The 24,407-nt window shown below is 55.7% G+C and carries 25 protein-coding genes; 10 read left to right on the top strand and 15 right to left on the bottom strand.

What is annotated here, in order from left to right; translation table 11 throughout:
* Window positions 1-21: 21 nt before the first annotated feature.
* The gene (locus PL263_RS01995; RefSeq protein WP_278211451.1) at window positions 22-1,029 is read right to left on the bottom strand and encodes a hypothetical protein; all 1,008 of its coding nucleotides are present in this window, start codon (window positions 1,027-1,029) and stop codon (window positions 22-24) included.
* Between the two features lie 941 nt (window positions 1,030-1,970).
* Between PL263_RS01995 and PL263_RS01990 the strand changes: the two genes are divergently transcribed.
* A complete protein-coding gene (locus tag PL263_RS01990; RefSeq protein ID WP_278211449.1) occupies window positions 1,971-4,091 on the top strand; it encodes a hypothetical protein in 2,121 nt (706 codons plus the stop codon).
* A 151-nt stretch (window positions 4,092-4,242) separates the two neighbouring features.
* On the opposite strand, the gene PL263_RS01985 is transcribed toward PL263_RS01990, so the two are convergent.
* The 7 genes from PL263_RS01985 to tusD all read right to left on the bottom strand — a co-directional run bounded on the left by PL263_RS01985 (window position 4,243) and on the right by tusD (window position 8,949).
* Window positions 4,243-4,740, bottom strand: a complete 498-nt coding sequence (locus tag PL263_RS01985; RefSeq protein WP_278211448.1) for a hypothetical protein — start codon at window positions 4,738-4,740, stop codon at window positions 4,243-4,245.
* Window positions 4,741-5,006: 266 nt separating this feature from the next.
* Window positions 5,007-5,747 carry a hypothetical protein gene (locus tag PL263_RS01980; protein WP_278211446.1) on the bottom strand — a complete coding sequence of 247 codons (741 nt, stop codon included), beginning with the start codon at window positions 5,745-5,747 and terminating at the stop codon, window positions 5,007-5,009.
* On the bottom strand, window positions 5,744-6,487 hold the full coding sequence (locus tag PL263_RS01975; RefSeq protein WP_278211445.1) for a type III pantothenate kinase: 744 nt from the start codon (window positions 6,485-6,487) through the stop codon (window positions 5,744-5,746). The genes PL263_RS01980 and PL263_RS01975 overlap by 4 nt, the downstream gene beginning before the upstream one ends.
* A complete protein-coding gene (gene birA, locus PL263_RS01970; RefSeq protein ID WP_278211443.1) occupies window positions 6,484-7,512 on the bottom strand; it encodes a bifunctional biotin--[acetyl-CoA-carboxylase] ligase/biotin operon repressor BirA in 1,029 nt (342 codons plus the stop codon). Before birA ends, PL263_RS01975 begins: the two co-directional genes overlap by 4 nt.
* 12 nt (window positions 7,513-7,524) lie before the next feature.
* Window positions 7,525-8,109 carry a PilZ domain-containing protein gene (locus PL263_RS01965; protein WP_278211442.1) on the bottom strand — a complete coding sequence of 195 codons (585 nt, stop codon included), beginning with the start codon at window positions 8,107-8,109 and terminating at the stop codon, window positions 7,525-7,527.
* An 86-nt stretch (window positions 8,110-8,195) separates the two neighbouring features.
* A complete protein-coding gene (gene tusC, locus PL263_RS01960) occupies window positions 8,196-8,552 on the bottom strand; it encodes a sulfurtransferase complex subunit TusC (RefSeq protein ID WP_140910684.1) in 357 nt (118 codons plus the stop codon).
* A gap of 7 nt (window positions 8,553-8,559) precedes the next feature.
* A complete protein-coding gene (gene tusD, locus PL263_RS01955; RefSeq protein WP_278211441.1) occupies window positions 8,560-8,949 on the bottom strand; it encodes a sulfurtransferase complex subunit TusD in 390 nt (129 codons plus the stop codon).
* Window positions 8,950-9,074: 125 nt separating this feature from the next.
* Here tusD and PL263_RS01950 point away from each other — a divergent pair, with 125 nt between their 5' ends.
* The 6 genes from PL263_RS01950 to PL263_RS01925 all read left to right on the top strand — a co-directional run bounded on the left by PL263_RS01950 (window position 9,075) and on the right by PL263_RS01925 (window position 16,542).
* The gene (locus tag PL263_RS01950; RefSeq protein ID WP_278211440.1) at window positions 9,075-10,526 is read left to right on the top strand and encodes a M48 family metalloprotease; all 1,452 of its coding nucleotides are present in this window, start codon (window positions 9,075-9,077) and stop codon (window positions 10,524-10,526) included.
* A 463-nt stretch (window positions 10,527-10,989) separates the two neighbouring features.
* The gene (gene rpoZ / locus PL263_RS01945) at window positions 10,990-11,229 is read left to right on the top strand and encodes a DNA-directed RNA polymerase subunit omega (protein ID WP_064021268.1); all 240 of its coding nucleotides are present in this window, start codon (window positions 10,990-10,992) and stop codon (window positions 11,227-11,229) included.
* Between the two features lie 5 nt (window positions 11,230-11,234).
* Window positions 11,235-13,418, top strand: coding sequence for a bifunctional (p)ppGpp synthetase/guanosine-3',5'-bis(diphosphate) 3'-pyrophosphohydrolase (locus PL263_RS01940; protein ID WP_140910681.1), 2,184 nt, complete (start codon window positions 11,235-11,237; stop codon window positions 13,416-13,418).
* A gap of 1 nt (window position 13,419) precedes the next feature.
* A complete protein-coding gene (locus PL263_RS01935; RefSeq protein WP_278211439.1) occupies window positions 13,420-13,815 on the top strand; it encodes a RidA family protein in 396 nt (131 codons plus the stop codon).
* Window positions 13,816-13,872: 57 nt separating this feature from the next.
* Window positions 13,873-15,975 (top strand): ATP-dependent DNA helicase RecG, encoded by a 2,103-nt coding sequence (gene recG, locus PL263_RS01930; RefSeq protein WP_278211438.1) that lies wholly within the window; start codon window positions 13,873-13,875, stop codon window positions 15,973-15,975.
* Window positions 15,976-15,978: 3 nt separating this feature from the next.
* On the top strand, window positions 15,979-16,542 hold the full coding sequence (locus PL263_RS01925; RefSeq protein ID WP_278211435.1) for a chorismate lyase: 564 nt from the start codon (window positions 15,979-15,981) through the stop codon (window positions 16,540-16,542).
* A 9-nt stretch (window positions 16,543-16,551) separates the two neighbouring features.
* On the opposite strand, the gene PL263_RS01920 is transcribed toward PL263_RS01925, so the two are convergent.
* Window positions 16,552-17,214 (bottom strand): zf-TFIIB domain-containing protein, encoded by a 663-nt coding sequence (locus PL263_RS01920; RefSeq protein ID WP_278211434.1) that lies wholly within the window; start codon window positions 17,212-17,214, stop codon window positions 16,552-16,554.
* A 197-nt stretch (window positions 17,215-17,411) separates the two neighbouring features.
* Here PL263_RS01920 and PL263_RS01915 point away from each other — a divergent pair, with 197 nt between their 5' ends.
* From PL263_RS01915 to PL263_RS01905, 3 genes are all read left to right on the top strand, one after another.
* Window positions 17,412-17,939, top strand: a complete 528-nt coding sequence (locus PL263_RS01915; protein WP_278211432.1) for a gamma carbonic anhydrase family protein — start codon at window positions 17,412-17,414, stop codon at window positions 17,937-17,939.
* Between the two features lie 450 nt (window positions 17,940-18,389).
* A complete protein-coding gene (locus PL263_RS01910) occupies window positions 18,390-18,584 on the top strand; it encodes a hypothetical protein (protein ID WP_140910675.1) in 195 nt (64 codons plus the stop codon).
* A gap of 3 nt (window positions 18,585-18,587) precedes the next feature.
* Entirely contained in the window at window positions 18,588-18,947 is a 360-nt protein-coding gene (locus PL263_RS01905) for a hypothetical protein (protein ID WP_278211431.1), read from the top strand.
* A 92-nt stretch (window positions 18,948-19,039) separates the two neighbouring features.
* On the opposite strand, the gene PL263_RS01900 is transcribed toward PL263_RS01905, so the two are convergent.
* Genes PL263_RS01900 through PL263_RS01875 form a run of 6 tightly spaced genes read right to left on the bottom strand, consistent with a single transcriptional unit; the run spans window position 19,040 to window position 24,402 of the window.
* Window positions 19,040-19,471, bottom strand: coding sequence for a YcgN family cysteine cluster protein (locus PL263_RS01900; RefSeq protein WP_140910673.1), 432 nt, complete (start codon window positions 19,469-19,471; stop codon window positions 19,040-19,042).
* Between the two features lie 3 nt (window positions 19,472-19,474).
* Window positions 19,475-20,440: a permease-like cell division protein FtsX gene (ftsX, locus tag PL263_RS01895; protein ID WP_278211430.1), complete on the bottom strand. Its 966-nt coding sequence runs from the start codon at window positions 20,438-20,440 to the stop codon at window positions 19,475-19,477.
* Window positions 20,440-21,096 (bottom strand): cell division ATP-binding protein FtsE, encoded by a 657-nt coding sequence (gene ftsE / locus PL263_RS01890; protein ID WP_140910672.1) that lies wholly within the window; start codon window positions 21,094-21,096, stop codon window positions 20,440-20,442. The genes ftsX and ftsE overlap by 1 nt, the downstream gene beginning before the upstream one ends.
* A 4-nt stretch (window positions 21,097-21,100) precedes the next feature.
* The gene (ftsY, locus tag PL263_RS01885; RefSeq protein ID WP_278211429.1) at window positions 21,101-23,074 is read right to left on the bottom strand and encodes a signal recognition particle-docking protein FtsY; all 1,974 of its coding nucleotides are present in this window, start codon (window positions 23,072-23,074) and stop codon (window positions 21,101-21,103) included.
* A gap of 4 nt (window positions 23,075-23,078) precedes the next feature.
* Window positions 23,079-23,666 carry a hypothetical protein gene (locus tag PL263_RS01880; protein WP_278211428.1) on the bottom strand — a complete coding sequence of 196 codons (588 nt, stop codon included), beginning with the start codon at window positions 23,664-23,666 and terminating at the stop codon, window positions 23,079-23,081.
* Window positions 23,659-24,402: an SURF1 family protein gene (locus PL263_RS01875; RefSeq protein WP_278211426.1), complete on the bottom strand. Its 744-nt coding sequence runs from the start codon at window positions 24,400-24,402 to the stop codon at window positions 23,659-23,661. The genes PL263_RS01880 and PL263_RS01875 overlap by 8 nt, the downstream gene beginning before the upstream one ends.
* Window positions 24,403-24,407: the final 5 nt, after the last annotated feature.

Raw genomic sequence — 24,407 nt, 5'->3', positions numbered from 1 at the left:
CGGATAGGCTGGCGCTGTAAGCTAGACCGGTTTTTTTCGACCTAACGCGGTAAAACCCAATAGAGCCGAACCGAACATCCAGACAGCTCCGGGCAACGGCACCGCACTGACTCCGGTATTGTTGATAGTCAACATGTAGTTTTGGCCTGCACCGATTCCGCAATTTTGACCATTGGCATTATCATCCGGGCAACTACCCGCCCAGCCGATCAAGTAATAACCGGCTTTCAAGCCCTGCAGGGTCAACATCGCCTCGCCGGCACTCAGGGTCGCGAAACCGGTGTAGACGTAGGGTGAATCTTGGTTGACGTTGGTGAGTGCCGTACCATTCAGCGGATCGCTGGCACCGCCGCCGTATTGACCGACATTTCCGGGGTTGGTGGCACCCGCGAGCAGACCTTGAATCTTATCGCCATCGCCGTTAGTGAAGGAGTAGCCGGCATTGGCATAACCGATCCATCCGTCATGGCCGCGGACTATGTTTCCGCCGCCGCCTTCACCCAGCCAGCCGTTGCTACCCTGAGTCAAATCGGCGCCGGGCACCCCCAGCAATCCCGTGCCGCCCAGGCCGGGAGGCGCGACGTAACCGGCGACACCGCCATCGTAAGGCCCGCGCACCTGACTCCAGGCATGTCCGTAACCGCTGCCGTCGGCGGCACCGGTAACCATGGGCGCGGTTCCACTGGTCCAGATCGAAAATCCCGGATAGTTCATCGGCGCCGTGCCGCCGTTTTGTTTCAGATTGACCGTGACATCGAATCGAGTACCCGCGGCGGCGTCGGCATCATCGCCGACTTGAAAAATCCTGAAGGGTGGCGTATGGGTCCAACCGTAGTTAAAACCGGTACCGTAGTCAGCCCAAGCCCTTTTCGGCGCCTTGCCGGATAAGCTAGCGCTGTCGCCAGCGTCGATAACACCCAGACTGGCCGGACTAATAGCGGCGGCCTGTCCGGAATAAGCGGCCATAACGCTGGCGCCGAGCGCAGCCAGAATTGCGCGGCGTAAGCTCTGTTGATTAATGCCTATCATATTGATGCCTCAATAACTGATTCGAAGTGAAGAAATTGCATAATTGCCTAGTCCAGGGCAGTCAGGCCGTCTCGCCGTGAGACCCCTGAATTTCCGTCTCCTCCTCGCGGCAGGTTCGGCTTTTTCCCGGAGGTGATATCGCTTCCGTTATCACTCGAATGAGAAAGCACAATTTGTACCTATTTTTTTTAATTAATTTTCAATAAGTTACAATCAATCCAACCAAGACTTGCGGATTTTGCCGCAGTATTGGCCGTCTGCGGCAACGCCTTGGCCAGCACGACAAATCAACACTAATACCTGATTAAATTCATTAACTTATTAAACATTCACAGCAAAAAACGGTTACCAGCCGATCCGGCATCGGTACCGCGGTGCAGCCGGAAAACAGCTGGGTAACGACGGCTAAGTGCCCGGCAGGCCTAAGCTGCAACGCATACTCTAGTCCTTTGTTTTAACTAATGAATTACCCATAGACACCGTTTGTGTAAGTCCGGTTGGCCAACCGCAAGTCGCCTGCAAATGCATAAAAAACACACATATTGTGTGATTTCACTTAGTGTGTGCGCGATATCACATAATTTGGATTTACCCGGCACCTGCATCCGGGCAACAGCGCGAATCGGGTACCGCCACTATCGGACGATCGGATACTGAGATCCACACCCTCGAAAACCGCGCAATCCTTAGGTTTTCAGTCGCGCCGCCTAACACTGGAAAACTCGCGGAAACGATAGTCGATAGCAAACCGCCGATTTTCCCGTGCAAGCCGATCGCCAGACAAAAAACGCCAAAATTTTGATTTATAAAGGATTTATATAAAATAGGCATGGCTATTGCTATCCGCAACTATCAATTGACCGCCCGGTCCGAGGTAGCCGCACCGCTGCCTTCTACACCATCGGCTCAATCGCATGGCCTGAACAACGACGGATAACATTATGAAAATACGCTATAAACGCGCGCTGGCATTCTCGGCTGCGCTTGGCATCGGAACCATGGTGACGCCAACCCCGGAAGCGCCATTTACCGGCCACGGCGACCCGGAAGTTTTAAGCCGGCTGTACCAGCGCTGGAAATATGCTCACGAACAATCCTCCAGTCCGGACAGCTTGCAAATCGGCTTGAGCTATTCCAAGGCATTGTCCGCAAGCTTCAGCCCGGCCGCCGGCCACCTTCAACTGAATCTGCGCACCGGGCGCTTGCAGGCAACGGTATCGGGTTTACCGGAAACCGGCCAATACGAACTTTGGTTGCTGGACAATCATCAGCAGTCTCGGCAAGGATTGCGCGTCGGCCAACTGGAGCCGGCGGCGGGCCGCCATGGTTTGACGCTGCAACTCGACCCGCAGCGAATGCGGAACTTTACGCTTGACGGCGCGGCAGTCGTCCAAGCCGGAACCTCTCCCGAAAACGGCGGCCTGCTGTTCGGCTCGCCCAACCTGCTGCAGCGGCTTTATTTCACCGAGCACGACTGGCCGGGCGCGAACTTGGCTGCCGCCGGCGGCGAGATCGCCGCGAATCGCCTGCCGTTCGAATTCTTACTGCCGAAGACCGCTCAAGCCGGCAATTTCGGGAGCGAACCGCAGTTAGCGCAGCTGATAGCCCGCGGCCAAAAAATATTTACAGAAGAGACTTTCGGCGGCAACGGACGTACCTGCGCCACCTGCCACCGGCCGGATAACAATCACACGATCGACCCGAGTTACATCGCCAAGTTACCGAAAAGCGACCCGCTGTTCGTCGCCGAAACCCGGCCGGAATTGGCCGATCTGGAAAAGCCGGCACTAATGCGCCAGTTTGCCTTGTTCGTCGCCCACGCCGACGGCTTCGACCGGCCACCGGTGATGCGCAGTTCTCCCCATCTGTTGGGCATGGCCAATACCCTCACCTTCGAGCGTGCCGTAAATCCTGGTTACGGCAACGGCGAGTTTCCGCAGGACGAAGAATACTTCAAACGCCACGATGAAGAAGCGCAGCAATCCGGCAGGCACACCGAAGCCATAGGCTGGTCCGGTGATGGCGCGCCGGATGGGGGCTCCTTGCGTGACTTCGCCAAAGGCGCGATCAAGCAGCACATGCCGAAAACATTGATCCGGGCCGAAAACATCGATTTCAGATTACCCAGCGAAGACGAACTCGACGCCTTGGAAGCCTATATGCTGTCATTGGGGCGTAGCGGCGAATTGAATCTGGCCAATATGTATTTCAAATCCCCTTTGGTGCAAAACGGCCTGATGTTGTTCAATACCAAGAACAATCCGAAAGCGGCCGACGGCTCGGTGATTTTCGGCGCCACGGCAAACTGTAACGGCTGCCATTCCAATGCCGGCGGCATCAGTTCGACCACCAATGCCAATCCGACCCGCGATACCGGTGTGGAACGAATGCGCGACCAATTGCACCATTTGGCAGACCCGACGCTGGCCTATGACGGTGGCTTCGGTCAGATCCAACAAAACGACTGCGGCCCGAATTATGACGAAGTCTGTTTTAGCGACGGCAGCGTTGCGCCGAGCGGTACTACCTCGCGACCGGCAGGACACCAGGGCTTGAACCGTTTCAATACGCCGTCCTTGGTCGAAGCGGCCGACACCGCACCGTTCTTTCACAACAACAGCGTAACGACGCTGGAAGAAAGCGTCGCCTACTACAGCTCCGATGCCTTCAACAGCTCGCCCGGCGCATTTACCTCTAGTAAAGCGAATCGGCAAGGCAAATTGGATTCGTCGCAAGTAATAGCCGTAGCAATGTTCCTCCGTACGATCAATGTGCTGGAAAACATCCGCAGCTCCAATTCGTTGGACAAAAAAGCGTTGGAACAGAATGGCGAACAAAGTATGAAGTCCCTGAAGCTGGCAATCGCCGACACTCAGGACGCGGTGGAGGTATTACAGCAAGCGGTAATCAATCCCTATCCGGAAGCTTTGGAAAAATTGCAGCAAGCATTGAATCTGGAGGCAATGGCCTGCAACCGATTTTTTCCGGGCAAAACCGGTCTGCTGCGCCGAGCGATTGCGCTGAAAGAGCAGGCCCGCAACCTGATGGTTAGCGGTGGCTAGTAAGACAAGGATAACGGTATTGCCGACTACGACAGACAGTACGCTTGGGCGTTACCGACCCCAAGCGTTCCGATACCGCAGATTTCCGGCGGACATAAAAAAAGCCGGTGAGGATACCCTCGTCCGGCTCTCAGAGAACTTAAGCTTGCGCTTAAGCCAAGGTTTTACGACGTGTGTTGTAGAGAAAACCCAACAAAGCGCTTGTCATGAACCAAATAGAGGCAGGAAGTGGAACCACAGAACCACCGCTTTGGTCAGCCGCAGGCTTGATATCGAAGCCGTACAGCAAGCTAAGGGTATTGGTCAAACCTGCTTTGGTGAAAGACAACAAATAGGTGTTGCCGCTAAAGCCATAATTGGCATCTTCGCTGACCCATTTACCGCCGGTCCACAAACCGAATTTGAACGCGCCGGCTGGCGAATAGCTACCGACTCCGCTAAAAGAATACAACGGAGAGGCAATGCTTAAATCCGCGTTCGCCGCGAAGATACCGAAGGTATCACCACTGGGAAACGGAGATGAAAAACTCACGCCCAAAAAGTTGCTGTTCCCATCGGTCGATTCCCAAATAATACCTGCCGAACTTGCAGTCGAAACTGCAAACAGGCACACAGCAAGCCACAGTCTTAAAGATAGAAGCGTTTTCATGGATATTCCCCATTAATTAACGTTAACAAACGGCCATCCATCTGGCCACACAGCTGGAATTGACGATTTTTCCGAAATTGCCGCCCCCAAGCCGAGAGCAAAGACCGCAGCCTCCACTCCAAAATGAATTATACAAAAAACGTGCCAAAATTTACAGCCCCCGGATTTCAAGGAATTAGCTCGCCCGAACAGTAGCCAATGTAAAATAAGCTGACACAAATTCCGGGAATTTAAGTCATTCGCGTTTCGGCTGCGCCATTTTGGCGCTATTTGCAATCCGCAGCCGGAATCCGCTGATATCCGCCGCTCCCCGGAAAAGCGGCAGCGGTGCCGAAATGCAGGAATAAAGCCTGACGGGTTTTGCTGCGCTGCCTAAGCTCCGCCCGGACACCACGCGCGGCAAGTTGCTCCTTAAACGCCAGCGCTCTCGCTCTATCGACAAATACACCCAAAGATAGCGCGCCTTTAATCTCTCCGTCCGGAACCATCCAGACGTCGTCAATGCCTTTGGCGTGCAACGTCAACTTGTTAAGCCGAGCCTGTTCCGCATCCTTGGCCGGGGGCAAGTAGAGCTGGTAATCGGCGGAAACCGTCGTTTCGCGCACAAACGGCTTCGTGAAAAGCAAGGGTTTGCCGCGCAGCCAGCGCTGCAATTCGCGGTCGTCGCTGAACGGCCCCGCTTCGTAACAAATCACTCGAACCGGCTCCGGTTTCCCGGCTGCCGCCGGAAGCGATTTTTTTTCGGATTTAACCGCGGCACCCGCCAATTGTTTTGGCTTAGACGCCGCAAAAGCGGCGGGCGCGGCCAAGCGTTGCAGTTCGGCGGCATCGCGATCCAGGACCCGCGAAATCGCCACGCTACGGAGCGCGGCATCCCGTTCGGCAACCAGTACAATCGACGGCAGAACGGCCTGGACTTGGTTGGCCGGCGTCGACGCACCAAAATGGAGCTTCCAGAAAAAAAATAATACATTAGCCAGACACAACAGCAGAAAAACCTGCTTCATCCCGATGCCTCCGCTTCAGCGCAGTAGTGCAACAAGCCTTTGAATACCAGCTGCGAATCCAACACTTTGTCACCTGCAAGTTGCTCCGCTAACTGTGCTGCATCGCCCCCCGTCAACAGCAATCGATACGGTTGGTTTTGCCGGCCTAGCGCGGTTTCGACCAAGCCGACAGCCGCCCACAGCACTCCGGCGTCGATCGCCGCATCGGTATCGGCCGCCAGTCCGACCCCTCCGGCACCGGCGGCAACCGGTAAAGCGTGAGTATTCGCCGACAAGGCTTGCTTCATTAAACGCAAGCCGGGGCAAATCAAGCCTCCCTGGTGCAGCCCATCGGCGGCGACAAAATCGACGGTAATTGCCGTACCGCAATCGACAATACAATTGGCGCCCGGATAGGCGTGCAGCGCGCCAATCATCGCCAACCAGCGGTCGACGCCCAATTTTTCGGGCTTGACGTAAGCGCTGGTGACACCGAAGGCTTGGCCGGCAGCGCTCGGCTTGACAACCGTGGCGGCAGGCCACATCACCTGAGCCAATCCAAGCACCTTTGCCACAACTTCCGGCGCAGCAACAGCCGCTAGCCCGATTTGTTCCGGTTCCGATAACGAGGTCCAGGCTTGGGTCAAAACCGACATAAAATCCGATTCGCGGTAATTCAAATAGTGCGGTTCGGCAATCATTCCAGAGTCAGCCAGCGTCCATTTCAGAAAGGAATTGCCGATATCGACCAGCAAAATCATGATTGACGTAGACTCACTTCACCGGATGCAAAGGCACGTATTTCGCCGTCGGCCTGACGTAGTAGCAGCAAACCTTGATCATCAATACCGGCCGCTTCTCCGCTAAACCGCTGCTCGCCCAAAAACACACAGACCGGACGCAGCAACATACAATCGTAGCTGCGCCATTCGGTCAACCAGTAAGCAAGAGTGCGCGATTCAAACTCGGCTAAGGCCGGCAGCAAATGGTTTAGCAATTCCGCCGTCAGCCGGTTGCGCATACCGTGAGCACCATCGGCCAGAATACGATGCAGGTCCACCCAGGCTTGGTCAATCTCTGCCGCATCTCGGCCGGGCATGAACACATTTAGCCCCAAACCCATCACGGCATGGCAAGGTCCGCCGCTTTCGCCGCCGACTTCGATCAATATGCCGGCTAACTTACGTTGCCGCCAATAAATGTCGTTAGGCCATTTCAGGCCAACCTCTTCGACGCCCAATGCCCGCAGTGCCCGCACCACGGCCACGCCCATCGCCAAACTCAAACCGCTCAAAACAGCCGGTCCGCCCTGAAAACGCCAGAGGATAGACAAATACACATTGTGGCCGAAGGGTGAAATCCATTTCCGGCCACGGCGTCCGCGTCCGGCGGTTTGCTGCTCTGCCAGGCAAACCACGCCGCTCTCGCCCGACTCGCGCGCGAGCTCAAGTAAACGCCCGTTGGTGGACTGGATACGGTCGTGGATCTCGATGCGTCGCAGCAAGGCTGAGGCATCCTGAGTCAAATGCTCCAGAATTTGTCCTTCCTGCAACAATTGCAACGGCTGGTTCAAGCGATAGCCCTTTCCGGAAACCGCAAGCAAATCGACACCGGCATCCGCTAACGCCTGTTGGTATTTCCAGACCGCTGACCGGCTGATACCCAGAGATTGCGCCAACTCGGTACCGGAGTGGAAACGGCCGTCGCCCAACAACCCGATCAACTGTTTGAGTTTCGGCGCCAGCGGTGTGGCTCCATCCGCGACCCCGTTACCGGATTTGGACATAAGGAACGCGGTTCAGGATTCGTTTTTGTCGCGCAGTTGTTGCAACTGCTTTTTGATGACATGCTTGATCAACAATTCGCGGTTGTCTTCGGTCAGATTAATGTATTCCACACAAATCGCGAACGGCCGCTGCGGATTATCCTGAGAAATGTCCTTGCATTGCACGACTCTGGCGTAAGCGACAATTACCGCCATGCATGAGGTCAACAGCATCCGCAGCTCGAGGATTTCACCGACCGCAATCGCTTGTTCGTTACTGAACGCCAAGCCGGTGGCGCTCAGACTGACTTCTCGAGTATCGTGCTCGGAAAACTTATCGGTCTGGGCATTGATTGCCTGTGCGATCAGGTTGATTTTGGTGTCGATAATCTTCAGATATTCGAACATTTCCGGGTCGCGCCGTTCCAGGCGCGGCCCGAGCATCCGAGCTTCTTGAGCCAATACGTCCAGGGCTGAGGACAAAGTGCAATTGCTCAATACGTCGTTGGAAACATGGCTGGCGGCGTCGAAATTCTTTTTATCGATCACCTTGTGCAACAGGTTGATAGTATCGTTGACCCGGAAATAGCGCCGTTTTTCTTCAATTTCTTCCGCCATGGCGTGCTCTATCCTCGTAAAATAATTTGGAATGTTTAAACGGCAATTCTAGCCGATGCAGCGTCGGCCGGGTAAAGCCGGGGACATCAATCGGGAATGATCGTTGTGAAACCGCCGATCAAATCATGGACGTCGCCCCGGCCGACCAAACGTACCGGCAAGATCAATTCGTCCGCCGTGAGCCCTCTTGCCTGCAAGGATTCGCGCTCCAGATACAGTTCCGTCACTTCGTAAAGCTCCAAAGCCTTAAAAATAGCCGAGGTATCCTTCAGCGCCAAACTTTCCGGCTGTTGCCGCGCCAACAGCTGAAACACGCCATCGTCCAGCCACAACACCGCCACCCGCTGATCGAACGCTGCGGCTGTTAATAAGGCGTCTAAGGTTTCCGCCAGGCGAACCCCAGTGTACGGTGGCCGGCGCATTACGAACAAAAACGACTTCATGGCCGCCTCAAGCGAATATCAAGCTGCGGTCGGCCAACAACTCGGCCTCCAGCCACTGCCCCAAGCCGGCGATCCGAAACCCGGGCGCGACATCGTCGTCGAGCTTGCCTTGCCGGCGCGCTTCGTCGGCACACAATAAGCCGCGACGCTGGGCAGCGGAAATACAAACGGCTAGATCGACTCCTCGGTCGAGCGCCAATTCCGACCATTTTCGCCCCAGTTGCAGTTCGTCCTCCGGCGGACTGGCGTAGCGAAAAGCATGGTAAACCCCGTCCTTGTAAAAAAATACGCGAACCACCTCGTGACCGGCATCGAGCGCGGCCGAAATAAATCGGTAAGCACATAGTCCGGAGTTGCCGGAGCAAGGCCCGGCATTAACTTGAACGGCATATTTCATCGCACTGTAGAATATTGTCTTTGCAAAAACATCGTTGCATTTTAATACGCGCCCACCAATCTTGCCTGTTTTGCCGCCGAGCATTCGCGATGGAACCAAATTCGATACCTCAGGTCCGATCCGCCATGAGACTAATACCCGTTACGCTCGCCCTTGGTTTGAGCCTGTTTTGCCCCCCGCCGCATGCGCTAGAAATTGACAAAATCCAGTTGCCGGACATGGGCGACTCCGCCGGAGCGATCATCTCGCCGATTCAGGAAAAGGAATTCGGCGAAGCCTTCTTCCGCAATCTGCATCGGCAAGCCGAAATCAGTCAAGACGTCGAAATCCAGCAATACATCGAGAACATAGGCCGACAACTGGCATCTCACAGTGATACGCCGTCCAACCCGTTTCATTTCTTTGTCGTGATGGACCAGAACATCAACGCTTTCGCCGGCCCCGGCGGCTATATCGGCGTCAACTCGGGGCTGATTTTGCTGACGGAAGCCGAAAGCGAACTGGCTTCGGTCATGGCGCACGAGATCGCCCACGTCACCCAACGCCATCTGTATCGCTCGATCGAAAAAGCCAGCAAACTGTCGATTCCGACCGTTGCCGCGACGCTGGCGGCGATCCTGATTGGGACCCAGTCACCGAACATGGGACAAGCGGCGCTGATGGCAATCCAGGCCGGCAACATTCAGTTTCAAATCGACTTTACCCGCGACCACGAGAAGGAAGCCGACCGGGTCGGTATGCAGACGCTGGCGGAATCTAACTTTGACCCGCGTGCGATGCCGGCGTTTTTTGAAAAACTGCAGCAGTCTACCCGCTACTACGGGAAAGGCGTTCCGGAATTTTTGAGAACTCACCCGGTGTCGGAAAACCGGGTTGCCGACACCCGCGGCCGCGCCGAAATTTATCCTTACCGGCAGTATCCCGACTCGCTGGCCTACCAGCTTGTCAAAGCCAAGTTAGCGGTGGTTACCGCGCGGGATACCAAAGCGGCAATGCAGCATTTCACTACACTGGAAATGCAAGGCACTAGCGAGCAACGCGCGGTCGCCCGTTACGGCATGGGTCTGGTGCAATTGCACAATCTGCAATTTGCGGCCGCCAACCAAATATTCCAGCAGTTGGCGGAGCAATACCCCAATCAACCTCAATATATCGCTGCCTTGGCGCGCACCGCCAGCGAAAGCCACGACTACGATAAGGCCGGCAAACTCTACGAAGCCGCCCTCGCCCGCTTTCCGAACAACGCTGCAGTGAAGATCGAATATACCCGCAGCCTGTTGAAAGGCGGACGCCCCGAACGTGCCAAACAAATCCTACAAAGCCTGCCCGAAGACCAAAAAGACCAACCTTACTACTACGAACTGCTCGCGCAAATCTTCGCCGACCTGAAACAACCGGGCGAATCGCACCGCTATACCGCCGAATACTATTACGCCAGCGGCGATACCGAATCGGCCATCACCCAGATCCGGCTGGCCAAACAACAAAACGACCTCAGTTTTCAATTGCAAGCGATCCTTAACGAACGCTTAAATTTTTTCCTGAGCGAAGAAGAATCCCGCCGAATGGAGCGCTGAAGCAAACATTAGAAAACCCTAACACTCTCTAAGCTTCTGTTTAAAAAAATCAATTTCGAGGCGAAACCATTTCTTCGCAAAAAAGCATTTTTTTGTTGGACACTCCGATTTTTTTAAAATACACTTCGGCCACCTTTTACGGAGTGCATTCAACCCGACAGGGTTGTATCTTTGAGGGGGAGGGAAGCGGCCTGTAACAAAGGCTGACAATAATAATAATAAATAGTAACTGCTTGACTAAACTGCCTTAAGGCAGGCGTCCAACACGATAACAATAATAACTACAACAAACAGGACGGGCCCGCGCTGAGCGGGCTTTTTATTGTCCGCCACCCTGCCTTGCCCCGCCGCCGTTCCGTATCTGGCTTAAGACTTGCTTTTGTCTTATAATTCAGCCCTCTCCGCTTGAAACCTTTGCGGTTTTACAAGCCTCCAATCCCATAAACTCAACCAAGGTTTAATCATGGCCCGCGTGACTGTCGAAGATTGCTTAGAAAATGTAGAAAACCGCTTCAAACTGGTACTGCTGGCCAGCAAAAGAGCGCGCCAGCTGGAAAAAGGTGCCGACGAATTCGTGCCGCGCGGCAAGGATAAAGACACTGTAGTGGCACTGCGCGAAATCGCCGCCGGTTTCGTCACCGAGGAAAATGTCGACCGCCTGCACCGCTCCAGCTACGTCTCCGAAACCCACCTGGAACTTTAAGCGGTATGCCCGAGATAGCAGCCAAGCCGACTCCAGCACTTCCGGCCATAGAACACCCGGAAGAAAAACTGTTGCACCAGCTGTGCGACGTTCTGCGCAGCTATCTCGACCAAGACCAAATCAACGATATTGTTCGCGCCTACCATTTCGGCGCGGCCGCCCACTCCGGCCAATTTCGCCGTAGCGGCGAAGCCTATATCTGCCACCCGGTTGCGGTTGCGATCACGTTGGCCGGCATGCATATGGATGCCCACGGCATCATGGCGGCCATTCTGCACGATGTAATCGAAGACACCCCCATCACCAAGGAGCAACTCGGCGAACAATTCGGCGCCGAGGTTGCCGATCTGGTCGACGGCGTGACCAAACTGTCCAAGATCGACAGCCGCTCCCGCGCCGAAGCGCAAGCGGAAAACGTCCGCAAAATGTTTCTCGCCATGGCGCAAGATCTACGCGTCATCGTCGTCAAACTGGCTGACCGGCTGCACAACATGCAAACCATGGGCAATATGCCGCTGGACAAAAAGCGCCGGATCGCCAAGGAAACACTGGAAATCTACGCGCCGATCGCCAACCGCCTTGGCATGAACGATGTCCGCCACCAGCTCGAATCGCTTGGTTTCAAGGCCCTGTACCCGAACCGTTATGCGGCGATCAACAATGCGGTAAAAAAATCGCGCGGCAACCGCAAGGAAATCATCGACACCATCCAGAACGCGATTCAAAACCGGCTGAAAGAATCCGGGCTGGACGGCACGGTAGCGGGACGGGAAAAAAACATCGCCAGCATTTACCAAAAAATGCTGAACAAGCGGATTTCGTTCACTGACGTGTTCGACGTATACGCGTTCCGGATTTATTGCTCCCAAGTGGACGATTGCTACCGCGCGCTCGGTTGCGTGCACAATCTGTATAAACCGGTACCCGGCCGGTTCAAGGACTATATCGCCCTGCCCAAAGCCAACGGCTACCAGTCGCTGCACACGATTCTGATCGGCCCTTACGGGGTACCGATCGAGATCCAGATCCGCACCCACGAAATGCACCGCCTGTCAGAATCCGGCATCGCCGCACATTGGCTGTACAAGTCCGACAACGATAAAAGCGAGACGATACAGGCCCGTGCCAACGAATGGCTGCGCGACCTGTTGGAAATTCAGAAATCGGCCGGCGACTCGCTCGAGTTCATCGATAATCTCAAAGTCGACCTGTTTCCGCAGGAAGTATTCGTGTTTACGCCGAAAGGCAAGATCATCAAGCTGCCGCGCGGCGCTACCGTGGTCGACTTTGCGTACATGGTGCATACCGATGTCGGCAACGCCTGCATCTCGGCCCGGATCGACAAAAAACTGGTGCCGTTGCAAACCAAGCTGGAAAACGGCATGACGGTCGAAGTCATCACCGCCACCTGGGCCCGACCCAATCCGCTGTGGCTGAACTACGTGATAACGGCCAAGGCGCGCAGTTGCATCCGCGCTTATTTGAAGAATTTCAACCAACAGGAAGCCATCAACCTCGGCCGCCGCCTGTTGGAAAAAGAACTGCACAGCCTGGGCATCCAACTAGAAAGCGTCGACAACACCCGAATTCTGCAGGTGCTGCAAGTCTTGAAAAAGCACTCGTTGAACGAATTGCTGGAAGACATCGGCCTCGGCAACCGAATGCCGTTCCTGGTGGCCAAGCGTATCAGTCAAACCGACGTCAACGCCGCAGTCAAACTGGACGATAACGAACCGCACCATAAAACACCTTTGATTATCAAGGGCACCGAGGGCATCGTCGTCAGTCTGGCCAAGTGCTGCCGGCCGATTCCGGGCGATCCTATCATCGGTTTTTTCAACCCGGGCAAAGGCATCGTGGTTCACCACCACGAATGCCGCAACAGCAACGAAGTCCGCAAAAAACAAACCACCTGGCTGGATGTGGAGTGGAGCCCGGAAGCCAGCGGCGAATTCCCGGCCGAAATCCGGATCGAGTTGCTGAACCAGCGCGGCTCGTTGGCCACGATTGCGTCGACCATCTCCAGCATGGACTCGAATATCGAGAACATCAACGTGGTCAGCCAGGATGACCGGGTTTCGGTGGACTTGCTGGTTCTAGCCGTGCGCGACCGGGTACACCTGGCCAACATCATCCGCAAATTGAAAAAGCTGTCCATCGTTTTAAAAATCACCCGCATCAAGGCATAACATGAGCAAGGAAACCATCTCCACGCCGCTGGCGCCGCAAGCCATCGGCACTTACTCGCAAGCCGTCAAAGTCGACAATACCGTCTACCTGTCCGGGCAAATTCCGTTGGATCCGCAAACCATGCAAATGGTCGACGGCGACATCGACCTGCAAATCCGGCGGGTATTCGACAATCTGAAGGCCGTGGCCGAAGCCGCCGGCGGCAGCTTGAACGACATCGTCAAACTGAACGTGTTTCTGACCGACCTGAGCCATTTTCCGATCGTCAACGAAATCATGGCCGAATATTTCCACCAACCCTACCCTGCCCGCGCCGCGATTGGCGTTGCCGCACTGCCCAAATCGGCCGACGTCGAAATGGACGGCATTTTGGTTTTACCCAACGAATATTACTGAGCTCGGCGTCGTGGCGGCGGACACAGTCGCCTTAGCCCTGTCCCAACCGTAGCGACGATGCGCAGCGAACCGCAACAGCATCCGGACCCGCGGCTGTTGCCGGTCACCGCATTGAACGGCATCGGCGCCCAATCGGCCGCCCGCCTGGAAAAACTCGGCATCCGCCATGTGCAAGACCTGCTGTTCCACCTGCCGTTACGTTACCAGGACCGCAGCCGGATCACGCCGCTCAACCAATTGCTGCCCGGTATGACCGCCTTGGTCTGTGGCCGCGTCGAATTCACCGACCAGATTCAACGCGGTCGAAATAGCGTGATTTGTCGCATCGCCGACGGCAGCGGCGAATTGTCGCTCCGCTTTTTTCATTTCTCGGTGCAGCAAAGCCAGCAATTGAAGCCCGGCGTACAGATCGGCTGTTTCGGCGAAATCCGTTACGGCTTTGCCGGGCTGGAAATGGTACATCCGGAATACCGACTGGTCGACGATCCGGCGCAACTGATCGAGCAGACGCTGACACCGGTGTATCCGTTAACCGAAGGCGTCTCCCAATCCGCATTGCGCAAAGCCGCCCGCCAGGCTCTGAGCCTATGCCTGCACAGCCGCGATGCGATAAAGGACTGGTTACCGGCCGAACTGCTGCAAAGCCGAGACTACCCCAGCTTGCAGGACGCTTTGCGCACGCTGCACACACCGCCGCCGCAGCTTTCCGCGCAGATATTGAGCGGAACGCCGTTACCGGCGTTGCGGCGTCTGGCGTTCGAGGAATTTCTGGCCCACCATCTGGCACTGTTGCAAGGCAAACTAGCCTACAAACAATGGCCGGCGCCGACTCTGAGCCTGGATGCGCAGACCAAACAGGCCTTTCTGGCCGTTTTGCCGTTTCGGCTGACCGCCGCCCAGCAGCGGGTGGTCGCCGAAATCGAGGCCGATTGCCGGCAAAATCGGCCAATGCTGCGCCTGGTGCAAGGCGATGTCGGCTCGGGCAAGACCGTGGTCGCCGCGCTGGCCGCACTGGCCGCGCTCGCGTCCGGCTACCAGACTGCGATCATGGCGCCGACCGAATTACTCGCCGAGCAGCATTTTCGCAATTTCAGCCATTGGTTCGCCGACCTGCCGACCCGAGTGCTGTTTCTGAGCGGCCAACTCAAGGGCAAAGCCCGACAACAAACGTTACAAGCGCTGGCCGACGGCAGCGCCGGGATTGTGATCGGCACCCATGCCTTGTTCCAGGACAGTGTGCATTTCCACAAACTGGGGTTGATCGTCATCGACGAGCAGCACCGTTTCGGCGTCCATCAGCGTTTGGCCTTGCGCGAGAAAGGCCAAACCGGCGGTTTGCGGCCGCACCAGCTGATCATGACCGCAACGCCGATTCCGCGAACCTTGGCGATGCTGCAATATTCCGATTTGGACATCTCGGTGATCGACGAACTGCCGCCAGGCCGCAAACCGGTCGCAACCAGCGCGATATCGTCGGAACGTCGAGCTGACGTGATCGGCAGGATCGAACATTGGGTCGCTCAACAACGCCAAGCCTATTGGGTTTGTACCTTGATCGAAGAGTCGGAAGCGCTGCAATGCGAGGCGGCGGAAAAGACCGCCGCCGCGTTGCGTGAGGCCTTGTCCAAGGTCCGCATCGGCTTGGTCCACGGCCGGCTGAAAGCTGCCGAGAAGGACGCGGTGATGCAGGCGTTCAAAAACCGGGAGTGCGACCTATTGGTGGCAACTACGGTGATCGAAGTCGGCGTCGACGTTCCGAACGCCGGCCTGATGGTAATCGAAAATCCGGAACGACTGGGACTATCGCAATTGCATCAGTTACGCGGCCGGGTCGGGCGCGGCAATCAGGACAGTTATTGCCTGCTGCTCTACCAAGCGCCGTTGTCGCAAACCGGCAAACAACGCCTGGCAATTTTGAAACAAAGCAACGACGGCTTCGTCATCGCCGAAAAAGACCTGGAATTGCGCGGCCCCGGCGAAGTGATGGGTACCCGCCAGACCGGACAGATTCAGTTTAAAATCGCCGACCTGGAACGCGACCGCGAACTGCTGGAATCGATTCCGGCCGCGGCGCAGACCATCGTTCAACATCATCCCGAAATAATCCAACCCCTCATCGACCGCTGGATCGGCCGCAGCCGCCATTACGCCGAGGTTTAGACATTGCCCGACAAGAGTTTTCTATTTAAACGCCCGCCGCTGTGGTCGGCCCACGAGACCGCAGCACAACGACAACTAACGCCGGAGTTGCAATCCTGGCTAAACGAGACTGGTTCGTTGACCAAGCGCTTGCGCGGGATTTACGGCAACCGCTTCGGCGTCGAGTTACTGTTCCACCGTTGGAAACCGGCATTCAACGACGAGTGCCGGCTGCTGGCATTGCCGCCGGCGCGTTACCAGTTGATCCGCGAGGTTTTGCTGCATGCCGATGGCCGGCCGCTGGTATTGGCCCGGACCGTGTTGCCGGACCCGACCATCAAAATTGCCCACCGCAATCTGTCTCACCTCGGCAACCGGCCTTTGGGGGAAGTCATTTTCGCCTACCCCGACCTTGAACGCCGCCAACGCCAGTTCAGCCGCGCCGAGCCGAACCAATGGTCGACTGCTGTGCAAACCAGGCTCTCGATGGCAGGGCCAACTTGGGGCCGGCGTACGGAATATGCGATTCACGGCCACCCGTTGTTGGTCGCCGAGTTTTTTCTGCCCGCGCTGCTGCAAAAGGTTTAGGCGAATCCATTATTCGAACAATTTGAACACGACCTCTGCAATCGTCTCCAACACCTCGAACTCATCGCCGGCCTGGTTGGTAGGTGCCGCATAGTTGCTGCGAAATTCAGTTTTCGCGGTTTCGGTCCGGCCTCTGACTTGGCGTTCCACTGCCTTTTTCCGATCGAGCAACTGGCCGCCGGCCTTTTTCCATTCCAACAAATGACTGATCTGGCCGTTATCCAGCCACACGCCGTGGCCCTTGCAACGGTTGACGACCACACCGCTCTGGTAGCCGTAAAGCATCCGGTTCATTAACACCTGACAGACCGGACATTTCAAATATTTGACCGGACGATCGGCTTGGTAACGTTCGCGGTTGATGTTTTGCAGCAGAGGCAGATTGAAGTCGGCCACCGGCGCAACCGAGTCTTCCAGCAGCACCTCCAATTCGCCCGGATCGAAAAACAAGCCGAAACACTCGGAGCAACGCTCGATATGCAGCGTACCTTCACGGCTCAACGCAACGGTTTGCAGTCCGATTTCGCAGTTAGGGCATTGGCGCTTAACACCGGCGTCGGCGACACGAACAGCTTGTCGCCCGAGTAAGTCCATGTCGTTACGCACGCCGCAGTACCGGCATACCTGACTATTGGCCGGCAGCGGTGCGGCACAATTTGCGCAGCTCGCCATCAGCATCTACCCCTGCGGCGACCAACCGCATTGGAATCCCACGTCCGTTCAGCCCGCCAAGACCCCGAAAGGCCGACATTTAACGGGCACCGGCGCCACACTTCTAACTGATCTGCCATCAATCCTCGCCACACTGGAGAACACTCCGATAATTGCGTAATATCGCCGCTCAATTATGGCAAAAATACGGAGTTGCAGTGGCAATCAGAACTTATAAAGGCAAATGTCCCCTGATCGGCGCGCGGGCTTTCGTCGACGATACCGCAGTCGTGATCGGCGATGTAGAACTGGGCGAAGACGTCTCGATCTGGCCTACCAGCGTCGTGCGCGGCGATGTCGAACGCATCAAGATCGGTAACGGCACCAACGTCCAGGACGGCGCGGTATTGCACGTCTCCCACGCCGGCGACTTTTCGCCGAAAGGCCATCCGCTCAATATCGGCCGGGGCGTCACGATTGGGCATAGGGCCGTGGTCCACGCCTGCACGATAGGCAACTACTGCCTGATCGGCATCGGCGCCATCGTCATGGACGACGCCGAATTGGGCGATTACGTGATGCTGGGCGCCGGCGCACTGGTGACGCCGGGCAAGAAATTGGAAAGCGGTTTTTTGTATGTCGGCGCCCCGGCCAAGCAAATCCGGGCCTTGACCGATGCCGAAAAAGAATTTTTGGAATATTCCGCCAAACATTACGTCCGTCTGAAAGACGATTATCTCGACTGATCGCGCCATAGAGCAAAATCAGCGGACAAGCTAGCTAAGAATACCCATTCTGTCGCATCCAAGCGTTGCTAAGATCGCCAGTCCGTCCGTCCAAGCACGAACGGACCGGGGACTCCGATTTGTAAAAGGCTTGCCGAAAACCGGTTCAAGCCATAATATTGATACGATATTTGTTTGACAAGCCCCTGCACTTGCTTTATTGTTTCGATTCGACACTAATTGACGAATCGAAACAGCCACAAGCCGTTTCGTTGCCAGACCACTCCCGATCCGGATAGCTGCAAGGCAACCGTCCGTTACAACCGACCCGTCGGTAAATCCAGGCCGCGATCATACACACCCAATGCGGCGAGTGTCAGACTGCAGAGGTCCGCCCCGGATGCGGGCCGGTTTAACAATAAGTTTTCGGCGGTTTACCGGCCGAAGCGACAGCTAGCGAGGCGCAACACCATGTCACAAGTTACAGAAGAAAAACCGGAAAAAGATAATTTCGTCCTCTACGTCGTGTTGGTCACAGCCGTGGTCGTGGGCGCGATTTTGGCGGTTAAGATGAGCGAGAATGAAAAATTCGCCCCCATCAAAGACCAAATCGCCGAAGAGCACCGGCTGATGAATATCCGTGTCATCGCCAATCGCGAGGATTAAGTTATGATCAAAACGACTTTCATCGGCAGCTTATTCGCCACCTTACTATTGGCTTTTCCAGCCCACGCCACTGAGTATATTTATCGCGACATCATGGCGAATACGCTGGCGCCCGAGCACTGCCAAGCTGAATCCAAAGCCAAAGAAAACGCGACGAAAAACTACAATATCGACCGTTTCAGCAAGAAGTTTTGCCAATCGCAAGGTTACGGCTGGCACGTAGATGAAGTAAAAAGCGTCGGCAATACCGTCTGCGACAGTTGCGGCAACAATCAGGAAGCCAGATGCCACCAGGAGGATGTGGTTGTAGCCTGCAAACGCATCAAACCGGGCACGGTAGGTATGCTGCCGGGTAAAGGCTAACGCCCCCTGCGGGACACACTCTGCAACGTCCCGGTTTTTTCCAGCCTGAATGCCGCCGAAAACACCGTTTTCGGCGGCACGTTTTCAACCGGCTAAGGTTGCAACCAGTCGATGATATGGTCTTCCAGGTCCGTGACCTGAGATTCTTTGATAGCGTAACTGCTAATCGATACTCCGGCATCTCTGACCGAGTCGGCCGAACCGGAAACCAAGGGGTGCCAATCAGGCAAGGGTTTGCCGTCTGCCAGTAGCCGATAAGCACAAGTTTTCGGCATCCAACGGTACTCGGCAAAATCATGCTGCTTCAAGTCGAGGCAATCCGGCACCAGCGTGCAGCGTTCGCTGTAACGGGTACAGCTACAAGTATCCAGATCGATCAAGTCGCAGACGACATTGGTAAACGCAATTTCACCGGTGTCTTCGTCCTCGAGTTTATGCAAACAACACTGGCCGCAATGATCGCATAAGGACTCCCACTCGGTAGGGGTCATTTGCGCTAGGGTTTTGGCTTCCCAAAATTTCATCGTTTACTGAGGTTTTAGTTGGCGTAGTTGATAGTGCAACACCGCCCAAGAACCCAGCACCGCCAGCGCGGCCGAAATCATCAGTAACAGCAGGAACTCGGAAAAACTCAAAAACAGCAATTCGAACGAACTGTTGTATAGGGTAGACAATTTCTCCACCGGCGATTCCAGGATCAGCAGCATGACCGTGACGATCAGCCAACCCAAGAAGCCGGAGATGAAGCCGAGCCAGAATCCGGTGTATAGAAACGGACGCTGGATAAAAGCATGGGTAGCACCGACCAGCTTGGAAATGAACACCTCGTCCTGACGGTTTTGCAATTCCAGGCGAATCGTGTTGCCGGTGATGAACGTCACGGCAAATCCGAGCAGCAAGCTGACCAATAGCACGCCCCGGCTGGCGATCAGCATAATGGTTTGCAGTCGCGCTACCCATTGCATATCGACCTGGACGAATTCGACTTGCGGCAATTGTTTGAAATCGGCCATCAATTTCTCGATATCCTCGCTGTGTTCCAGCGCGTTCTTCGGCAACACCTGAATCACGCTGGGCAAGGGATTGCGCTCCAGCGCGTTTAACGCATCGCTGAAACCGCTATTGGCTTTGAACTCCTCCAACGCCTGCTTTTTGCTGATGTACTTGACTTCGGCAACGCTAGCATTTTGCTGCAACTGCTCCATCAGCTTCTGCCCGGCCGCATCGGTAATGCCCTCATGCAGGAACAGAGACATTTGGTTGCTCGACTCCAGATTGCCGGTTAGCTGCTCGACGTTTGCGACGACGATATAGAAACTGCTGGCCAGCGAAACCGCAATCGCCAATACCAACACAGTCATCGCCGAGGTAAACGGCGTGCGGGTCAAGCGACCCAGGCTGGAAAACAGGCCGTGGGCGTGGTTTAGCAGATAGGCCTGAAATAATTCCACGATGCGGTTGCCGGCATGTTTACGGCGGATTTGTTTCATCATCAGCTTGCTACCAAGTGGCCTTTGTCGAGCGTCAGTACCCGATGTTCCAGATGATTGATCAATTCTATGTCGTGCGTCGCGACCAATACCGTTACCCCGACCTGTTTGAATTGCTCGAACATATGCATGACTTCGGCCGACAAATCCGGGTCCAAGTTACCGGTGGGTTCATCGGCCAATATGAGTTTCGGTTTGTTGACGATGGCTCTGGCGATGCCAACCCGCTGTTGCTCGCCGCCGGATAAGGCCAGCGGATGCTTACGTTCCTTGCCCAGCAAGCCGACCTTATCCAACGAGGCTCGCACCCGGCGCGCGACTTCCTGATGGTTATAACCGGAAACCACCAGCGGCAATGCCACGTTATCGAACACGGTCCGGTCGTTCAGTAACTTGTAATCCTGAAAGATCAAACCCAGGTTACGCCGCATATAGGGTATTTTCCGGTCGCTGATGCGGCTGATATTCTGGCCGTCCAGAAAAATATTGCCTCGCGTGCATTGCTCCATCATTGCAATCAGCTTCAACAAGGTACTTTTGCCGGCGCCGGAACGCCCGGTCAAAAACGCCATCTCGCCACGTTGCAAATGAAAACTGACGTCGGTCAACGCCTCGCCGGCATCCGGATAGCGTTTGCTGACGTGTTCGAATTTCAGCATAGGTTTAGTCTTTCACAAACAGCGCATCGACGAAGTTCTTCGCATCGAAATCCTGCAAATCGTCAATTTGTTCGCCGACGCCGATAAAACGGATCGGCACCCTCAGTTGGTTGGCCAACGCGAAAATGATACCGCCTTTGGCGGTGCCATCCAATTTGGTCAAAGCAATACCGGTCAGCTCGACCGCTTCATTGAATAACTTGGCTTGCGACAGGGCATTCTGGCCGGTGCCGGCATCCAGAATTAGCAATACTTCGTGCGGCGCGGACTCGTCCAATTTGCCCATGATGCGTTTGATCTTCTTTAACTCGTCCATCAAATTGGATTTGGTGTGCAAGCGACCGGCGGTGTCGGCGATCAGGACATCGATGTTCTTGGCTTTGGCCGATTGCAAGGCATCGAAAATCACCGAGGCCGAGTCGGCGCCGGTATGTTGAGCCACAACCTGAACATTGTTGCGCTCGCCCCAGGTCTGTAATTGTTCGACCGCCGCCGCGCGGAAGGTATCGCCGGCCGCCAACATTACGCTGTGCCCTTGCTGTTGCAGGCGTTTGGCCAGTTTGCCGATGGATGTGGTCTTACCCACACCATTGACGCCGACCACCAGAATCACGAACGGCCCGTCCTGTTGCGGAATCCGCAACGGCTGGCTGCAAGGCTGCAGCATGTTTTGCAAGTTCTGCTTCAACGTAGCGGTCAACACCTCCCCATCGCTGAGCTGGTCGCGTTCCAGGGTATCGGTCAGTTGTTTGATGATTTGCGTCGTGGTCTCGATACCCATGTCGGCCATCAATAAATTCGCCTCCAGTTCGTCGAGCAATTCCTTGGTGACGGCTTTCTGACCGAACGCCAGGCTACCCAATACGCCGCTGAGGCCGCTGCGGGTTTTTCGCAATTGGCTGGACAGCCGCAGGTATAACGATTCCTGGCTGACCGGCGCTTCCGCAGGGACTTCGGCGGCCGGTGCCGCAGGCACAGCCAATTCGATTTCCGCTCCGGTTTCGTCGGCTTCTTCGCCCAGCCGGTAACGGCTGAACAGTAAAATCGCCAACAACGGCAACATCAACAAAGCCGCGAACGCATTGTGCGCAACCGCCAGCGGCAAGGGCAGCGTGTATTTGACGCCGAAGACACCGAGAGCGATTTGAATCAACAACAATAGACTCAGAGCATTACTGGCCATGCGCACCGGTTTTGGGTAACGCTCGGAAGTGGCAACCAGCATCAATCCGCTCAACACCAAGAAGGTAAACCCGGCAAATAGCCGGTGCACCGCCTGAATCGCCATTTTCGCATCGGCCGACAAGGCATCGGCATTGCCGAATAGATCGAATGCGTGTTGGTAATCGGTCTCCGGCAACCATTGGCCATTACAACGTGGAAAATCGGTGCAGGCCAGACCGGCGTAATTGCTGCTGACCCATCCGCCCAAACCGATTTGGGCCAGTAATACCAAAATCGCAATCCAGGCAAACCAAGTCGGCCCGGACTTCACCGATCTCGGCGTCAACTGCGGATGCAAGCGCAAATAGCTCCAGGCGATGGCCCAGAACGTGGCAAAACCCAGCAGTAGATGGCCGGTGACCACCAGCGGCATGGTGCCCGAGGCAACGGTCCACATGCCCAGCGCCGCCTGCGCGGCAATCAGTAACAGTACCAACCCGCTCCAAGCCAAAGCGGCAGCCCGCTCGCGCTGGCGCCAGGCGAATCCGAACCAGACCAGCGCCAAAACGGCCAAACCGCCCGCCAAATAACGATGCGCCATTTCTTTCCAGGCCTTGGCGGTATCGAGCGTTTGCTGCGGAAAACCGGCTGCGGCGTCGGCTTTGAATTGCGGGCTGTCGCTGACGAAGGCTTTACCGTAGCAACCCGGCCAATCCGGACAGCCAAGGCCGGCATGGGTCAGGCGGACATAGGCGCCGACGACGATGACAAGCAGCGCCAGCAGCGCGCAACACAGGGTTAGTTTTCTGAACATGTGATCAACCGATTTGTGAAATTCTGAGTAACTTGCCTAAGTCGTCTCTGACCTGATACGGATCGTAACCGGGCGCGTATTTCATCATTACGTTGCCCAACGGGTCCATGATCAGCAGGCTACCATCCGGTAGCGGACTTGGATTTATTGTTGTGATTTTTTGTTGCAAGCTTGGCGCAGGCGCAGCCTTCAGCAGACGCCCGTCTTCGCGCCACTCGGCCGGTAGCGGCAGTTTGTTATCGAATAGCAATGCCAGGCGCCGGATTCTGGCAATGTCCTTACCCATCATCAAGCCGATTTGGTTGGTTTTATGGAGTGCCACCCGGCAGGTTTCGCCACATTCGCCCGCCACCGGATTAACCAAGATCCAATGTCCTTTCAACTCGCCGATATGCTCTGCGGAAAAAGGATCGGCCCCGGAAAACTCCCCCGCGTCCGTGACCAACGGCGGACTGATCAACTCGCCGTGGTTGGTACCCAGACGCACGGCGTCAGGATGTTTCGCCAGATACCAGGCAATGCCGAACGGAATTACCGACATGGCGAAAATCACCAAAATAGTGATGCGGTTTTTACGATGTTGTTTATCCACGATGTGTATTACGGCTGCTGTGCCAAACAAATAGCACGGTTAAGGTCAACGCTAAACCGAACCATTGTACTGCATAGGCCCGGTGTTTTTCAGGCGGGATCGTCACCGCTGTCTTCCATTCGCGGCGATAACCGGCGGGTTGATCCGGACTTAATTCGATTTGGTAATCGGCCAGGGCGTACCCCATTTTCTCGGCCAATAGCCGGGTATCGATCACTTGTACCCTCACCGGCCAACTATCGCCGGGTACTTCGGCGCCCTGCAAGCGGATACCGGGCTCCGGAAAGCGGTTGATCCTTCCCGTAACTGCCCCGATTTGGCCGACTACGCTCAGATCGGGCGCTGTGTCGCGCGAAACGCCCATTCCAATCCAACCCCGGTTGATCAAAACGGCGGCCTGACCGTTACCGGGCAAAAACGGCGTTAACACCAGATAGCCCGCTTTACCGTCCAAGACCTGATTGTCGAGCAAAATCTGATGCGCGTGATCGTAATGTCCGTTCAGAGTCGCCGGACGGTAACGGTACTCCGCTACGTCGATTAACACATCGCCGTTTAAATCCAAGGCCGGAGCAGACAACGCCGCCTGCTGCGCATCCAACAGATTTTGCTTTTCAGCACCGCGCCGCAATTGCCAAAAGCCCAAATTGCACAACAACCCGACCAGCAGCAGATAGCCGGCCAACATCGGCCAGGCGAACTGAAACTCGACCCCGAAAAATTTGAATCTGACCATATTGT

This window comes from Methylomonas sp. EFPC3 (genome assembly GCF_029643245.1).
In the GTDB taxonomy this organism is placed as follows: domain Bacteria; phylum Pseudomonadota; class Gammaproteobacteria; order Methylococcales; family Methylomonadaceae; genus Methylomonas; species Methylomonas koyamae_B.
Note: the sequence above shows the minus strand (reverse complement) of the source record. Positions and strands in the feature narration are given on the sequence as shown.

What these genes read in the sequence shown, in the direction of transcription:
- PL263_RS01965 (WP_278211442.1), bottom strand. Translation starts at nt 8,109, where the DNA reads ATGGCGGAAGAAATTGAAGAAAAACGGCGCTATTTCCGGGTCAACGAT.
- PL263_RS01985 (WP_278211448.1), bottom strand. Translation starts at nt 4,740, where the DNA reads ATGAAAACGCTTCTATCTTTAAGACTGTGGCTTGCTGTGTGCCTGTTT.
- birA (WP_278211443.1), bottom strand. Translation starts at nt 7,512, where the DNA reads ATGTCCAAATCCGGTAACGGGGTCGCGGATGGAGCCACACCGCTGGCG.
- PL263_RS01975 (WP_278211445.1), bottom strand. Translation starts at nt 6,487, where the DNA reads ATGATTTTGCTGGTCGATATCGGCAATTCCTTTCTGAAATGGACGCTG.
- ftsY (WP_278211429.1), bottom strand. Translation starts at nt 23,074, where the DNA reads ATGTTCAGAAAACTAACCCTGTGTTGCGCGCTGCTGGCGCTGCTTGTC.
- PL263_RS01995 (WP_278211451.1), bottom strand. Translation starts at nt 1,029, where the DNA reads ATGATAGGCATTAATCAACAGAGCTTACGCCGCGCAATTCTGGCTGCG.
- PL263_RS01900 (WP_140910673.1), bottom strand. Translation starts at nt 19,471, where the DNA reads ATGAAATTTTGGGAAGCCAAAACCCTAGCGCAAATGACCCCTACCGAG.
- recG (WP_278211438.1), top strand. Translation starts at nt 13,873, where the DNA reads ATGCGCAGCGAACCGCAACAGCATCCGGACCCGCGGCTGTTGCCGGTC.
- tusC (WP_140910684.1), bottom strand. Translation starts at nt 8,552, where the DNA reads ATGAAGTCGTTTTTGTTCGTAATGCGCCGGCCACCGTACACTGGGGTT.
- ftsE (WP_140910672.1), bottom strand. Translation starts at nt 21,096, where the DNA reads ATGCTGAAATTCGAACACGTCAGCAAACGCTATCCGGATGCCGGCGAG.
- PL263_RS01935 (WP_278211439.1), top strand. Translation starts at nt 13,420, where the DNA reads ATGAGCAAGGAAACCATCTCCACGCCGCTGGCGCCGCAAGCCATCGGC.
- rpoZ (WP_064021268.1), top strand. Translation starts at nt 10,990, where the DNA reads ATGGCCCGCGTGACTGTCGAAGATTGCTTAGAAAATGTAGAAAACCGC.
- PL263_RS01905 (WP_278211431.1), top strand. Translation starts at nt 18,588, where the DNA reads ATGATCAAAACGACTTTCATCGGCAGCTTATTCGCCACCTTACTATTG.
- PL263_RS01910 (WP_140910675.1), top strand. Translation starts at nt 18,390, where the DNA reads ATGTCACAAGTTACAGAAGAAAAACCGGAAAAAGATAATTTCGTCCTC.
- PL263_RS01940 (WP_140910681.1), top strand. Translation starts at nt 11,235, where the DNA reads ATGCCCGAGATAGCAGCCAAGCCGACTCCAGCACTTCCGGCCATAGAA.
- PL263_RS01990 (WP_278211449.1), top strand. Translation starts at nt 1,971, where the DNA reads ATGAAAATACGCTATAAACGCGCGCTGGCATTCTCGGCTGCGCTTGGC.
- PL263_RS01950 (WP_278211440.1), top strand. Translation starts at nt 9,075, where the DNA reads ATGAGACTAATACCCGTTACGCTCGCCCTTGGTTTGAGCCTGTTTTGC.
- tusD (WP_278211441.1), bottom strand. Translation starts at nt 8,949, where the DNA reads ATGAAATATGCCGTTCAAGTTAATGCCGGGCCTTGCTCCGGCAACTCC.
- PL263_RS01920 (WP_278211434.1), bottom strand. Translation starts at nt 17,214, where the DNA reads ATGGCGAGCTGCGCAAATTGTGCCGCACCGCTGCCGGCCAATAGTCAG.
- PL263_RS01980 (WP_278211446.1), bottom strand. Translation starts at nt 5,747, where the DNA reads ATGAAGCAGGTTTTTCTGCTGTTGTGTCTGGCTAATGTATTATTTTTT.
- PL263_RS01875 (WP_278211426.1), bottom strand. Translation starts at nt 24,402, where the DNA reads ATGGTCAGATTCAAATTTTTCGGGGTCGAGTTTCAGTTCGCCTGGCCG.
- ftsX (WP_278211430.1), bottom strand. Translation starts at nt 20,440, where the DNA reads ATGATGAAACAAATCCGCCGTAAACATGCCGGCAACCGCATCGTGGAA.